Source organism: Streptomyces sp. CA189, from assembly GCF_056428985.1.
This window is the reverse complement of sequence record NZ_JBWJVM010000030.1, coordinates 1-12629: the sequence shown is the minus strand read 5'-3', so window position 1 is coordinate 12629 and position 12629 is coordinate 1. Positions and strand designations below refer to the sequence as shown.

Genomic DNA, 12629 nt, shown 5'->3' with positions numbered 1-12629 from the left:
TCAGGGGTGCAGGATGAGGCGGATGGGATCGCCTTCCTTGGTGCGCATGCGCTCGACGGCCTTGGCTGCGTCAGCGAGCGGGAGTACGTCGGTGATGGAGTGGGAGAAGTCCAGTCGGCCGCCTTCGGCCAGGGCTATCAGCTGTTCCACGGCGTCCCGCGCGGATCCGTAGTGGCCGAGGATCTGGTGCTGGAGGTAGCTGAAGAGAGTGCCGTTGGTGACGGTCAGTGGCTGGTCGGTCAGGCCGACCAGGACCAGACGTCCCTTCGGGCCGAGGACGGTCAGGGCCTGGTCGCGTGCTGCCGCGACTCCGGCGAAGTCGAATGCGGCCTCCAGCGCTCGGCCGTCGGTGGCGGCCAACACCCGCTCGCGCAGGCTCGGGTCGGCCGGGTCCAGGGCCAGGTCAGCGCCGAAGTCGAGTGCGCGGCGGCGGGCGGCCGGGGCGGGGTCCACGGCGACGATCGGGTAGGCGCCGATGGCGCGCAGCAGCTGGACGGCGTGGACGCCGAGACCTCCGATGCCCCACACTCCGACCGCTTGGGCGGGGCGTATGTCCGCGGTCGTGGTGATGGCTCCCCAGGGGGTGGAGACGGCGTCCGGGATGATCGCGCCGTGCTCGAAGGGGATCGAGTCGGGCAGGGCGACGAGGGTCTCGACGGCGGCGAGTGCGTACCCGGCCCATCCGCCGTCGTAGTCGACGCCACGCGTCAGGACCCGGCCGTCGCGCACCTCGCCTGCCTGCAGGACGACCCGCTGCCCCGCCCTCCAGCCCGTGACGTCCGGTCCGCACTCGGCGATGGCGCCGGCGACCTCGTGTCCCAGGGTGACGGTGTCACCCGGCAGGTGAACGGGTGTGAGGGTGCCGTCGATGAGATGCACGTCGGACAGGCACACGCCCGCGGCCTCCACTTTGACCAGCACCTGCCCGGAACCGGGCGAGGGAACCGGGACCTCGTCGACGGTCAGAGTGCGGGAGGGGACGTGCAGGCGCACGGCACGCATGAGTTCCATTATGGGCTGATCCATTCCGATCTGCGGCACGGCCGGCCCCGAGGCGGACCGGTGAGGCGAGGCCTTGGCGGGCTGCGAGGCGGGGCCCTGCGGGCCCTCGCCAGGGGCTGATCTGCGGACTAACGCAAGTCAACCTGCTTTCCACCATACGCCGCCCTGTCGCGTATCGCAAGGAGCCTTGCGATACTGTGGTCGTATGACGAGCGACGAGGACAGGGGCGGGCGTGAAGCGCTACCGCTGAGGCGGCGTGGGGAACGGATGCGGCAGGCCGTACTGGCCGCCACGGTCGACCTGCTCACCTCTCAAGGGCTGGCCGCCACGACCGTCGCCTCCGCCGCCCGCGCCGCAGGCGTCCACGAGACCTCCGTATACAGACGCTGGAAGACCCGCGAGAACCTCATCTTCGACGCCCTCGCCACGCACACCGAGCAAGCCCTGCCCACACCCGACACCGGCGCCGTCCGCGAGGACCTTTGCGAGCTGTTCACGGCACTGACCCGGTTCCTCGCCACACCCGCCGGCACCACGCTGCTCCTCCTCGGAACCGTCCGCGAGGAAGGCGCCCTGGAAGAAGGACGGCGCGCATACTGGCAGGCCCGCCTCGAGCGTGCCGAAACGCTCGTCCAGCGCGGCATCGACCGCGGCGAACTGGCCGCCGACACCGACCCACACCTCCTCGTGGAAGCCATCACCGGCCCCCTCCTCGCCAGGGTCCTCCTCACCGGCGAACCACTCGCAACAACCCTCGCCCCTCACCTGGTCGACCTCGTCCTTAACGGCTCCCGCCCCTGAGCACCGCACACGGCCGTTCAAGTGCGCACCCCTCGGGACAGTCCGGGCCGATCATCAGTGAACCGTGCCGGTTGCGGTGGCGACTCGATTCCATGAAGGGATCGGGTCATGGCTCGCCTTTCCTCCTATCCTCTTGAGCTGCGCAAAAGAGCGGTCCGCATGGTCGCCGAAGTCCGCAGCGACTACCCGAACGAGTCGGCCGCGACAAAAGCCATGCCCGAGAAGCTCGGCATCGGCTCGACCGAGACGCTGCGCAAGTGGGTCCGCCAGGACCAGATCGACTCCAGTACCCGCCCCGGCGTGACCAGCGAGGAGTCCGCGCAGGTCAAAGCTATGAAGAAAGAGATCGCCAAGCTGAAGCGGCGAACGACATCTTGAAGGCGGCGGCGAGTTTCTTCAAGGACGAGCTCGACCGGCCACATCTTCGCCCGTAGCGTTCATCGACGAGCACCGGGACCGCCTCGGCGGCGTCGCGCCGATCTGCCGTGTTCTGACTGAGCACGACTGCAAGATCGCCCCCACCACCTACTACGCCCACCACAAACGGCTCGCCGAACCATCCGCGCGGACCGTGCAGGACGAGGAACTCAAGCTCCTGATCCACCAGGTATTCACGGACAACTACCGCGTCTACGGGGCCCGAAAGATATGGCGGGCGCTGAACCGGCAGGGCCATGACGTGGCCCGCTGCACCGTCGAGCGCCTCATGCGCGAGACCGGCATCGCCGGCGCGGTTTGCGGCAAGAAGGTCATCACCACCATGCCCGACCCCGCCGCCGCGCGGGCGCCGGACCACCTCGACCGTGACTTCATCGCCCCGGCGCCAAACCGGACCTGGGTGGCCGACTTCACCCACGTGGCCGCCCTGGCCGCCACCCTCTACGTCGCGTTCGTCGCGGACACCACCTCTGGCCGCATCGTGGGTTGGCCCTGCGTCGATGTCGAAGGGGCCCCAGCTCATCCTGGACGCCCTGGACATGGGGACGTCGTAGAGCGGCCGAGAAGGCTGCCTGCCGGCACCGGGCGGGCTGGTACATCACTCCGATGCCGGTTCGTAACCCTGGCTCAGCTGGGGGCTTCGGCGCCCTTGCGGGCGTAGAACCACCAGCACACGGCCAGGCAGGTGGCGTAGAAGCCGATGAAGATCCATAGCGATGTGGTGACGTGGAGGATGGCGAACATGGCGGGGATGAAGAAGAAGCCGTAGGCGGCGATGGCGGAGGAGAAGCCGGTGACGGCGCCCGATTCCATCTCCGACTGCTTCAGGGCGGCGGCCTGCGCGTCCGCGCCCCTGCCCTCGGCTTCCCGCATGTGCTGGTCGCGGAAGATCACCGGGATCTGCCGGAAGGTCGATCCGTTGCCGAGGCCGGAGAAGGCGAAGGCCACGAGGAAGCCGATGAAGAAGGGCCAGAAGTTGCCCTGGTCTCCCGCGTGGGGCAGTGCGAAGATCACCGCGACCAGGGCCGCGGCCATCCCGACGAACGACAGCAGGGTGACCCTGGCTCCGCCGATCTTGTCCGAGAGCCAGCCGCCGCCCCAGCGCGTGAGCGCCCCGATGAACGGGCCGATCCAGGCGTAGGTGGTGGCCTGGTAGCCCTGGGCCTCGAAGTTGTTCTTGATCAGCAGCGGCAGTCCGGCCGCGAAGCCGATGAAGGACCCGAAGGTGCCGACGTACAGCCAGGTCATCAGCCAGTTGTGCTTGCGCTTGAAGATGATCTTCTGCTGGCTGAAGGGGGCCGCGGCCACCTTCAGGTCGTTCATCAGGAACCAGGCGGCCAGCGCCATGATGACCAGGAGCGGCACCCAGAGGAAGGCGCCGTTCTGCAGCCAGATGTCGGTGTTCTTCTTCGCGTCGTGCTGCGGGCCGCCCGCCGGGGCACCCAGGACGGCGGCGGTGACCACCAGCGGGGCGATCAGCTGGACCACGCTCACGCCGAGGTTGCCGAGGCCGCCGTTGAGGCCGTTGGCGCTGCCCTTTTCCCGCTTGGGGAAGAAGAAGCCGATGTTCGCCATCGAGGAGGCGAAGTTCGCGCCGCCGATGCCGCACACGGCCGCGATCAGCGCCAGTTCCCAGTAGGGCGTGCCGGTGTCCTGGAGCGCGAAGCCCAGCCACAGCATCGGCGCGATCAGGATGATCGTGCTGAAGGCGGTGAACTTCCGCTCGCCGAACATCGGCCCGATGAAGGTGTAGAGGATCCGGAAGGTGCCGCCGGTGATGCCGGGGATGGCGGTCAGCCAGAACAGCTGGGACTTCGAGAAGCCGAAGCCGACGTCGTTCAGCTTGACCACGGTCACCGACCAGACCTGCCAGACCACGAAGCCGAGCATCAGTGCCGGGATCGAGACCCAGAGGTTGCGCTGGGCGACCTTGCGGCCGGTGGACTGCCAGAAGCCCTCGTCCTCGGGCCGCCAGTCGGCGATGGCGGCGCCGGGCCGGTAGGTCTCCGCATGAGAAGAGGATGGAGGCATGGTCATCGGTCCTTCGGGTCGAGGAGCCACAGTCCGATCACTACGAGGAAGGACAGGACCAGGAATCCCGCTCCCCACCACGCCGTGCCGGTGTTTCCCTTCATCCACTCGTTGACGGTCACGGTGAGCGCCCAGAGCTGGCCGATCACGACCGTGAGGGCCAGGACGAGGCGCGCGTTGAGCCGTGAGGAGCGCTCGGGCTCCTGCTCGGTGCCGGCGCCCGGTCCGGGGCCCGTGTGCCGGATCCGGGGGTCCCCGTACCCGCTCGTCGGGCGGAGCTGGGGATAACGTTCGCGGACTGGTCGGTTGAGCCGGGGGTGGGCGCTGCCGGGGTGGTAGTCGGGCCGCGGAGGCGGCTGTGCGTCGCTCACGTCCGCCTGCTCTCGGTGGCGTGGTTCGCGCCGGGGCAGCCCAGGCGCTGGACCATGTCGGGGCGGGACTTGGTGGACTGCCGACACAGGGCGTCCTTGGCTGGCTCTCCGGACCGGGCGGTGGCGATGGCCCAGACGCTGCTGTCGCCCTGCTCGGTCAGGAAGATCCTGGGCAGGGGGCGGGGTGGCGGGCCTGCGGTGACCTCGCCGGTGCGGGGGTCGAAGACGCCTTCGTGGCAGGGGCAGTACAGCTCTCCGTCCGGGCCTCGGTTCTCGCGCCACAGCACGCCGCAGGCCAGGTGGGTGCAGACGGCGGAGTAGCCCACGAGGGAGCCGTCCGCGAGCCGCACGGCCAGGGCCCGGTCCTCCTCGCCGGGGAAGCGGAAGGCCACGGACTGGCCGGGCGCCAGCTGGTCGGCGACCTTCTTAGCCTCGGGGAGGTTCTCGTTGTCTCCGTGCCGGTGCAGGATGCCGGCGGCCACGCCGACACCGCCGATGGCCAGGCCTCCGGAGACGGTGGTGACGATCCGCAGGTAGTCGCGGCGGGTGGTGAGGGAGTCGGCGCTGATCCGGTCCAGGAGTTGTTCCTGGGCCGCGCCGGAGGCCGGTTCTCCGTCGGAGGTTGGGGCGGGATGATCGGTGACGCTCACCGGACGTCCCTTCCGTTGATCTCGACGACGGGCAGGCCGCCGGGGACGGGCCACTGGACCTTGTCGGCGGGGACGACCATGGCCACGCCGGTCTGGACGACGACGTCGCCGAAGACGAAGGAGTCGGCCACCTGGACCCCGGGGCGCTCCGCCTGGAGCTCTTCGAGGGTTCCGTAGAAGAGGGCGCCGGTCGGGCAGACGGTCGCGCACATGGGGGCGAGGCCGTAGGCGGTGCGGTCGTAGCAGAGGTTGCACTTCATCTGCAGCTTCGCCTGGAGGTCGATCTTCGGGATGCCGAAGGGGCAGGCGTTGACGCAGTTGGAGCAGCCGATGCAGCGGGTGGTGTCGGCCTGCTGGACCACCCCGTCGGCGGTCAGCAGGATCGCGTCGGCGGGACAGACCTCGGCGCAGGGCGCGACCGGGTCCTCGCAGTGCATGCAGACGCTGGGGAGGGAGGCGACGGACACGCCGGGTTCGGTGTAGTCCAGGTGGATCATCGATTTGCCGCGGTGCGAATCGCACTCGCGGCAAGCCGATACGCAGGCCTGGCAGCCGATGCAGCGACCCGGGTCGATGAAGATCGTGCGGCCCATCATGGCGGGTCAGCTCCTCTCCGCCGTGCCACGGCCCTGGGGGGCCGTGGGGGGCAGGGGGTCGGTGCGGGAGACCTGGGTCTCCGGATAGGCCTCACGGCCCGGCGGGGTGGGCGGGGCGGGCACCTCGTCGACCCGCTCGGCGGCCTCGATCCGGGCGGCGCAGACCTTGTACTCGGGGATCTTCGAGCGGGGGTCGAGGGCGTCGATGGTCAGGGCGTTCGCGGACGTCGGGACGGGCCAGTGGTACGGGATGAAGACGGTGTCGGGGCGGATCGCCTCGGTGACCAGGGCCGGGAACACCTCGCTCCCGCGCCGGGTGACCACGCGTACCGGTTCGCCGTTGCGGAAGCCGTGCGAGGGGTGGACCTCCACCCAGGGGCGTGGGGTCTGCTCGACGAGGGCGCCGAGGCGGCGGGTCTGGTTGCCGGAGAGGAAGTGCGCGACGGTGCGGCCGGTGGTGAGGGAGAGGGGGAACTCCTCGGTGTAGGGGTCCATCGGCGCGTGCCACTCGACCACCTGCATGTGGACCTTCCCGTCGGGGTGGAAGGTCTTGCCGCCCTCGAACAGCCGGGGCGTACCCGGGTGGTCGGTGGAGGGACAGGGCCACATGATCCCGCCGGTCTCCTCCAGACGTTCGTAGGTGATGCCGTAGTAGTCGTTGACCGTGCCGGCCGAGGCGACGCGCAGCTCCTCGAACACCTCCCGAGAGCCGGGGAAGTCGAACTTGTCGCCGACGCCGAGCCGGCGGGCGAGTTCGCACATCACCCACGTGTCGGTGCGGACCCCGGCGGGCGGCTCCTGGGCCTTGTTGTGCTTGACGACCCGGGCCTCCGTGTTGGCCATGACGCCCTCGTCCTCGGCCCAGACGGTGACGGGGAAGACCACGTGCGCGTTGTCCGCGGTCTCGGAGAGGAAGAAGTCGAACTGCGCGTGGAACTCAAGTGCGTCGTAGCCCTCCTTGACCGTCTTGTAGTTGGGGAGCGACACGAAGGGGTTGTTGCAGATGCCGATCAGGCCCCGGATCTCGCTCCGCTGCATCTGCCAGACCATCTCCATCATGGAGGTGCCGGCGCCGGGGAGTTCCGACTCCTCGATGCCCCAGATCTGGCAGATCTGCTTGCGGTGCTCCGGATTGGTGATCGAGCGGCCCCCGGGCAGGAGGTCGGACTTCTGGCCGTGCTCACGGCCGCCCTGACCATTGCCCTGACCGGTGATGGTGCCGTAACCGGCTCCCGGCTTGCCCAGGTTCCCGGTGGCCACGCACAGGCTGATGATGGACAGGCAGTTCTCGACTCCCTGCGAGTGGTGCTCCACCCCGCGCGCGTGGAAGGCCATGGCCTTGTCCGCGCCGCCGAACATCCGGGCGACCTGGACGATCTGTGAGGCGGGGACGCCGCAGATCTCCGCGGACCGGGAGGGCGGGTACTCCTGGACGGCCTCCCTGACCTCGTCCCAGCCGGTGGTGTGCGCGGCGATGTAGGCCTCGTCGGTCAGACCCTCGTCAATGATCACGTAGAGCACGGCGTTGAAGAAGGCCGAGTCGGTGCCCGGCTTGAGGGCGACATGGACGTCGGCGGTGCGGGCGACGGCCGTCTCGCGCGGATCGATCACGATCAGCGCCGCCCCGCGGTCGCGGGCGCCCCAGATGTACTGGGTCATCACGGGGAAACACTCCCCCACGTTCGACCCGGCGATCAGCAGGCAGTCGGTGAGGAGGATGTCGGAGAAGGGGTTTCCGGCCCGGTCGATGCCGAAGGCGAGCTTGTTCGCACCCGCGGCGCTGACCATGCACAGGCGGCCGTTGTAGTCGACGTGCCGCGTCTTGAGTGCGACCCTGCCGAACTTGCCGACCAGGTAGGTCTTCTCGGAGAACAGGCTGGCTCCGCCGAGCAGCCCGAAGGCGTCGTTGCCGTGGGCCTCCTGGATGCGCCGGATCTCGGAGACGGTGAAGTCCAGGGCCTCGTCCCAGGAGCACTCCTTGAACTCCTCGTCGCGCGAGCGGCGCATCAGCGGGGCGGTCAGCCGGTCGGGGTGGTTGACCTGCTGGTAGGCGTTGATGCCCTTGGGGCACAACCGCATCCGGTTGATGTCGTGGTTGCGGGGTTCCACTCCGAAGACCTTGCCGCCCTTGTCCACGCGCAGGTACATCCCGCACTGCACCCCGCAGAAGCAGCAGTGGGTCGGGACCAGGGTCTCGCCGTTCTGGTCGGCGTGCCACTGGTCGGCGGGAATGCCTCCGGCGTCGCGGAAGTTGCGGGTGCCGGGCGGGGCGATGGACGGGTCGATGGATACGGCTACGGGCCGGGACGCGGCCTTGAGGGGGTCCGTCGCGGTCACCCGGCCCTCCCGAGGACTGGAGGGCTTTCAGGTCGGAGACGTCCGTCACAGAACCGGCCATCATCGACTACGGACAGTGCGCCGCGAGAACCAAGCACGCACATCCCCTTTCGCATTGCCGATACCCGAGCTGGTCTCAACCCGGCTGGCATTGATCGTGGCAGACCTGACGGGCCGTCGGCCCACCAGGCAGCATGAGCCAGGAATCCCCGTCCTTCGGGAGGGGGAGGTTTCAATTGAAGCCCTTCTTGACTTGGGTCAGGTAGGCATTGCCGCGCAGGACCCGCTTGCAGCGCGGGCAGTATTCGACGAAGGCGTCGAAGTCGAGATTGAGGTCCTGCATGGTGCCGCGCAGGTTCTCCACGTACGGGGTGGTGTCGATGGGCTCCTCGCAGCGCTTGCAGAGGAAGACCTGCTCGTCCTGGCGGGCCGTGTACTTGAAGAGCTGCATGCCGACGGCCGCCGGGCGCTGGACGATGTGAAAGAACTTCCCGAACGGGATGTAGATGAGGGTGAACACCACCGACACCATGTGCAGGATCGCGAGGAACTCGTATCCGCCGCCGTGCAGGAAGATCGAGGAGAAGGTCAGCAGCAGGCCGGTCACGGAGATGACGATCAGGCAGATCAGCGGCAGCAGGTCGTAGGCGAAGCGCTGGCCGGTCATGGCCCCGCGGTCCTTCATCCGCCGGTACAGGAAGTACGAGGCGCCGGGAATGACGAGGACGGCGGCGATGTCCAGGCCGTGGAACATCAGCCAGCCCAGGACGCTGAGCGCGTCGAAGCCGAGGACCTTGATGCCCCAGACCCGCATGTCGTAGCCGGGGCCCGCGCCGCTGTCCGAGGTGAAGGTGAACCAGCCCCAGGTCAGCGGGAAGGTGATCGCCGCCGCGAGGAGGCAGCCCCAGAACATCAGCTGGTGGGCGATCCAGCGGGGGCGCGAGCGGGCGCCGAGGAACTTCTGGAAGCCCAGGTAGGTGGCGATCATCTTCGGCAGGGCGGTGGGCGCCTTGCGGAAGTTGTCCACCGACCAGAAGCTGCCGATGCCCTTTCTGAAGAGGCGCCGCGCGCCGGGGGCCGAGACCCACACGGTGTACCGGTAGGCCACGCCGAAGGCCAGGAAGACGGTGGCGACGGCGTACGGCAGCAGGGCCGAGTCGAAGTCCCGCAGCAGTCGGCTGCCGAGCACGATCGCGATGATGAGCAGGAGCGAGACGACGGTGCCGGCCAGGGTGGCCCGTGCGGTGACGGACCGCCCGGCCGGCGGCGGGGTCTCGGGCGCCGGTGGGGTCGGCGCGGCGTCGATGACATCTGAGGGCTCGGACACAGCACCACGCTAGGCGTGAAGTCCCTCAAGAGCCTGCTATGTCACTCGGCTGGACCAACAGGAGCGAGTCAGATGGCCTTCAGACCGGAACCTCAACACCGTCGCGTTTGAGCCCCGAGCTGCGGGTCAAGCCCTGCTGAATGACGCAACGGGACGTCCTGAGCCCGGATCCACCGGCTTGATGCCTGTGGATAGTTTCTCCGGGAAAGGAGAAGTGCCTTGTGACCTGTAATGATGTGGTTTCTCTAGGACCAGGTCAGGCACGATCAGCAAGGCACTTCCGAGATGCACTCTTCCCATGCCGCAGCGGCGGTCTCCTCCGCGTTCGACGACCCGAACCTGATCGCGTACGGCGGACTGGAGCCGGTGGTACGGCTGGCCGAGCGGTGCGGTCTGCCCATGTTGGTGGGGGAGCACATCCGTCTGCCGGCCTCGAAGGACGGCACCGGAGCCTTCCCAACGGCGAAGGTGATGTCGCTGGTGGGGGCATGGTCGCGGGTGCCGACAGCATCGATGACATGTGACCGGCTGCGGCATGGCGCGATGGGCCGCCTGTTCTCCGGAGTGCGGGCCTCGTCCACGCTGGGGTCGTTTCTGCACTCCTTCACGCACGGGCATGTGAGGCAACTGCACGCCGTGGCCCGCCGGTTCCTGCCCGAAATTGCCCGTCATCCCCGCTGCCGCCCGGCGCGGACCAGGTCGCCTCGTGAGTATCTTGCCGGGCCGTTGCTGCCGCGGGACCCAGCGGATGACGGGGCTGGCGGATGAGTCGAGGCCGGGTCGGCGCATGGCGGGATCCACTCCACGGCCGATCCCCTCGTCGCCGCGCCGGCACCGCCGATCGGGGACGCCCAGCGCTCACGGAACCTCGGGGTCCTCGCCGACCCGGTGCTGACCGGCATGGCCCACGAGGCAGGGCTGTTCCAAAATCGTTTGATCTTGGTGTCGTTGCTGGTCACAGGGCCACGCCGAGGAGGTCGAGGGGGCAGGTGAAGGGCTCATATGACATCTCGCGGAGGCCGGCGACGATGCTGGCGTGGCCGTGGTGGCGGAGCTTGTTGATCGCAAGGTTCCGCAGGGTGGCCATTTCACGGTGAACGCGTAGTGCGCCTTCTTGGCCTCGATGAGGAAGACAATATGGTCACGTTGGGTATGTAAAGGGTCGGCCGTCACCACGACCCCGGTCAGGTCGAAGGGTTCCAACAGGGCGGCGAAGCAGGCGATTTCATTGGTCCTGTCCGGCACCCGCAACTGGGTGATGGTCTGGCCGTTGATGGTCATCGCGGCGAGCAGGCGCGCGGCCGGCGTATCGCCGTCGCGGGAACCGCGGGCGCTCTTGCCCTCCGCGGCCACTGACTCCACGCCGGTCGGATCACTGCCGGTCAGATCGGCCAGACCGCCCGGGCAGACAGCGGAAACGATCCGTCAGATCGTCGACCTGCTCGGCGCGATCCGCACGTTCAGTGAGGTCAGCAGGCGCGCGCCGAGCCTTGCCGGTGTCCGCTGCGGAGCACTGCGGGCCCACTGGCCGATCGCCGTGTACGACCGGGCACCCGCCGCCACGGCGGACGCGGCGATCACACCCGGGTGGGTGAACTACGTGTACCAGGAGAAGGCCGCCCCGCACGGGCACCCGCGCGGCTCGTACTCCGGCCGGTCGGGCCCCACGGAGGGGTAGTCGATCGCCTGCGTCTCCCAGGTGATGATCCCGTCCTTGACATACACCTTCCACCGGCACGAACCAGTGCAGTTGACGCCATGTGTGGAGTTCACGACCCTGTCGTGACTCCAGCGGTCCCGGTAGAGGACATCTCCCTCCCGCCCCCCGGTCAGCCGCACGCTGTGCAGATCGGGCGCCGTCTCACATCGGCGGAAGAACCTCCCGGACTTCAGCAGCAGCGCACCCGGCTCCGTCGCGGCATCCTGCACCCAGGCCTCCTGACAGCGTCTTTTCGTGAATCCACATTAAACCGCATAACACCGCCTTTAATCGGAAATCTCGCACGCGTCGGCGGCGCGGTGCCAACCTGACGGCACGCGTCGCCGAGCTCCCTGACGTAGGACTCCCCCGCTTGGCCCTCCTTGACGGGTGGCCGGGCCGGATTCCCTCCATCCTCATCCCATGGACACACTGATCTTCGTGCTCATCGTGGCCGCTCTGATCGCGGTCATCCGGGACAAGGGCAGACCTTGGGTGATCGGCCTGCTCATCGCCTCGACGACGGCCGCCCTGCTCATGTTCAATCACCACGCCACCGACCCGCTCGGCTACCACTACTGATGGGCCGAGGTGTGATGACCACCAACCGGATCGGGTTCCTCTTCGCCCACCTGTTCGTGCTCGCCTACTGCGCGATCCTGCTGACAAGCCTGGGATTCCAGACGATCAACGGAGACATGCCCTGCCCGCTGTGCGTGGTCCAGCGCATGGCCATGCTGCTGACCGCCGCCGGACCTGCCTACGTCATCGTCCGCTCCCGCTCGGGCGAGATCACCCCGGTCGACTACATGACCGGCTACGGACTTGCCGCCATCGCCTCGGTCGCCGGGCTGCTCGTGGCCACTCGCCAGGTCATGCTGCACCTGACCGACCCCAATGGCTACGGACCCGCCGTGCTCGGCCTGCACATGTACACCTGGGCACTGGTGACCTTCCTCGTGGTCATCGTGTTCTGCGCGCTCAGCTTCGTCTTCGCGCCGAAGCTGATGCCCCGAGACGTCACCGTCGGCCTCGCGTCACGACTCGTGCTGTGGCTGCTGTTGACCATCGCGGTGGTCATCACGGTAATGACCTTCGCCGAAGAGGGCTTCCACTTCACGCTCCCCGATGACCCACAACGCTATGAACTCTTCTGAGCTTGTCCTACCTTCCGGGCCGAGGTCGGAGACGATCCCGCCCGCTTCGCCGACGCGAGAGCCGTGAAGGCGTATGACAGCGGGGAGCACTCAGAAGCCGTTGTCGTACCGATCATGGAACGTGCAGGTCGAACAAGGTTCCTGGTCGGGTGATCTTGCGGTGGTGCGGACATGAAGGCGGGGCCTCTTGGTAGCTCGGGGGTGCGAACCTCACCGAGC

Annotated in this window: 14 protein-coding genes and 2 pseudogenes; 6 read left to right on the top strand and 10 right to left on the bottom strand. The window is 68.2% G+C overall.

Going from position 1 to position 12629, the window contains the following annotated elements:
• Positions 1 to 1011, bottom strand: a complete 1011-nt coding sequence (locus AC061S_RS22255) for a zinc-binding dehydrogenase (RefSeq protein ID WP_478687702.1) — start codon at positions 1009 to 1011, stop codon at positions 1 to 3.
• Between the two features lie 196 nt (positions 1012 to 1207).
• Here AC061S_RS22255 and AC061S_RS22250 point away from each other — a divergent pair, with 196 nt between their 5' ends.
• The 3 genes from AC061S_RS22250 to AC061S_RS22240 all read left to right on the top strand — a co-directional run bounded on the left by AC061S_RS22250 (position 1208) and on the right by AC061S_RS22240 (position 2903).
• Positions 1208 to 1804 carry a TetR-like C-terminal domain-containing protein gene (locus AC061S_RS22250; RefSeq protein ID WP_478687701.1) on the top strand — a complete coding sequence of 199 codons (597 nt, stop codon included), beginning with the start codon at positions 1208 to 1210 and terminating at the stop codon, positions 1802 to 1804.
• 108 nt (positions 1805 to 1912) lie between these two features.
• Complete coding sequence (locus AC061S_RS22245; protein ID WP_478687700.1) at positions 1913 to 2182, top strand: transposase; 270 nt, start codon at positions 1913 to 1915, stop codon at positions 2180 to 2182.
• A gap of 193 nt (positions 2183 to 2375) precedes the next feature.
• Positions 2376 to 2903 carry an IS3 family transposase gene (locus AC061S_RS22240; RefSeq protein WP_478687699.1) on the top strand — a complete coding sequence of 176 codons (528 nt, stop codon included), beginning with the start codon at positions 2376 to 2378 and terminating at the stop codon, positions 2901 to 2903.
• On the opposite strand, the gene AC061S_RS22235 is transcribed toward AC061S_RS22240, so the two are convergent.
• The 6 genes from AC061S_RS22235 to AC061S_RS22210 all read right to left on the bottom strand — a co-directional run bounded on the left by AC061S_RS22235 (position 2870) and on the right by AC061S_RS22210 (position 9554).
• Positions 2870 to 4273 carry a NarK family nitrate/nitrite MFS transporter gene (locus AC061S_RS22235; RefSeq protein WP_478687698.1) on the bottom strand — a complete coding sequence of 468 codons (1404 nt, stop codon included), beginning with the start codon at positions 4271 to 4273 and terminating at the stop codon, positions 2870 to 2872. The two genes, AC061S_RS22240 and AC061S_RS22235, sit on opposite strands and share 34 nt — an antisense overlap.
• Positions 4274 to 4275: 2 nt before the next feature.
• Complete coding sequence (locus tag AC061S_RS22230; protein WP_478687697.1) at positions 4276 to 4644, bottom strand: hypothetical protein; 369 nt, start codon at positions 4642 to 4644, stop codon at positions 4276 to 4278.
• Positions 4641 to 5294, bottom strand: a complete 654-nt coding sequence (locus AC061S_RS22225) for a QcrA and Rieske domain-containing protein (RefSeq protein WP_478687696.1) — start codon at positions 5292 to 5294, stop codon at positions 4641 to 4643. The genes AC061S_RS22230 and AC061S_RS22225 overlap by 4 nt, the downstream gene beginning before the upstream one ends.
• Positions 5291 to 5890 carry a 4Fe-4S dicluster domain-containing protein gene (locus AC061S_RS22220; protein ID WP_478687695.1) on the bottom strand — a complete coding sequence of 200 codons (600 nt, stop codon included), beginning with the start codon at positions 5888 to 5890 and terminating at the stop codon, positions 5291 to 5293. The genes AC061S_RS22225 and AC061S_RS22220 overlap by 4 nt, the downstream gene beginning before the upstream one ends.
• A 6-nt stretch (positions 5891 to 5896) precedes the next feature.
• On the bottom strand, positions 5897 to 8227 hold the full coding sequence (locus tag AC061S_RS22215) for a molybdopterin oxidoreductase family protein (protein WP_478687694.1): 2331 nt from the start codon (positions 8225 to 8227) through the stop codon (positions 5897 to 5899).
• A 232-nt stretch (positions 8228 to 8459) separates the two neighbouring features.
• Positions 8460 to 9554 (bottom strand): MFS transporter, encoded by a 1095-nt coding sequence (locus AC061S_RS22210; protein WP_478687693.1) that lies wholly within the window; start codon positions 9552 to 9554, stop codon positions 8460 to 8462.
• Between the two features lie 285 nt (positions 9555 to 9839).
• On the opposite strand from AC061S_RS22210, the pseudogene AC061S_RS22205 reads away from it, so the two are divergent.
• Positions 9840 to 10220, top strand: a pseudogene (locus AC061S_RS22205) (IS1380 family transposase); the annotation flags it as partial.
• A 192-nt stretch (positions 10221 to 10412) separates the two neighbouring features.
• Here AC061S_RS22205 and AC061S_RS22200 read toward each other — a convergent pair.
• The 3 genes and pseudogenes from AC061S_RS22200 to AC061S_RS22190 form a co-directional block, all read right to left on the bottom strand.
• Positions 10413 to 10916 (bottom strand): hypothetical protein, encoded by a 504-nt coding sequence (locus AC061S_RS22200; protein WP_478687692.1) that lies wholly within the window; start codon positions 10914 to 10916, stop codon positions 10413 to 10415.
• Between the two features lie 63 nt (positions 10917 to 10979).
• Positions 10980 to 11135 carry a hypothetical protein gene (locus tag AC061S_RS22195; RefSeq protein ID WP_478687691.1) on the bottom strand — a complete coding sequence of 52 codons (156 nt, stop codon included), beginning with the start codon at positions 11133 to 11135 and terminating at the stop codon, positions 10980 to 10982.
• Between the two features lie 18 nt (positions 11136 to 11153).
• Positions 11154 to 11483, bottom strand: a pseudogene (locus tag AC061S_RS22190) (hypothetical protein); the annotation flags it as partial.
• A 193-nt stretch (positions 11484 to 11676) separates the two neighbouring features.
• Between AC061S_RS22190 and AC061S_RS22185 the strand changes: the two are divergent.
• Both AC061S_RS22185 and AC061S_RS22180 read left to right on the top strand, forming a co-directional pair.
• Positions 11677 to 11835, top strand: coding sequence for a DUF5993 family protein (locus AC061S_RS22185; protein ID WP_478687690.1), 159 nt, complete (start codon positions 11677 to 11679; stop codon positions 11833 to 11835).
• Between the two features lie 14 nt (positions 11836 to 11849).
• On the top strand, positions 11850 to 12410 hold the full coding sequence (locus AC061S_RS22180) for a disulfide bond formation protein B (protein ID WP_478687689.1): 561 nt from the start codon (positions 11850 to 11852) through the stop codon (positions 12408 to 12410).
• The last annotated feature ends 219 nt before the right edge of the window (positions 12411 to 12629 follow it).

Coding starts and splice junctions, on each gene's coding strand:
- AC061S_RS22255 (WP_478687702.1), bottom strand. CDS start 1,011: ATGGAACTCATGCGTGCCGTGCGCCTGCACGTCCCCTCCCGCACTCTG.
- AC061S_RS22250 (WP_478687701.1), top strand. CDS start 1,208: ATGACGAGCGACGAGGACAGGGGCGGGCGTGAAGCGCTACCGCTGAGG.
- AC061S_RS22245 (WP_478687700.1), top strand. CDS start 1,913: ATGGCTCGCCTTTCCTCCTATCCTCTTGAGCTGCGCAAAAGAGCGGTC.
- AC061S_RS22235 (WP_478687698.1), bottom strand. CDS start 4,273: ATGCCTCCATCCTCTTCTCATGCGGAGACCTACCGGCCCGGCGCCGCC.
- AC061S_RS22220 (WP_478687695.1), bottom strand. CDS start 5,890: ATGATGGGCCGCACGATCTTCATCGACCCGGGTCGCTGCATCGGCTGC.
- AC061S_RS22185 (WP_478687690.1), top strand. CDS start 11,677: ATGGACACACTGATCTTCGTGCTCATCGTGGCCGCTCTGATCGCGGTC.
- AC061S_RS22180 (WP_478687689.1), top strand. CDS start 11,850: ATGACCACCAACCGGATCGGGTTCCTCTTCGCCCACCTGTTCGTGCTC.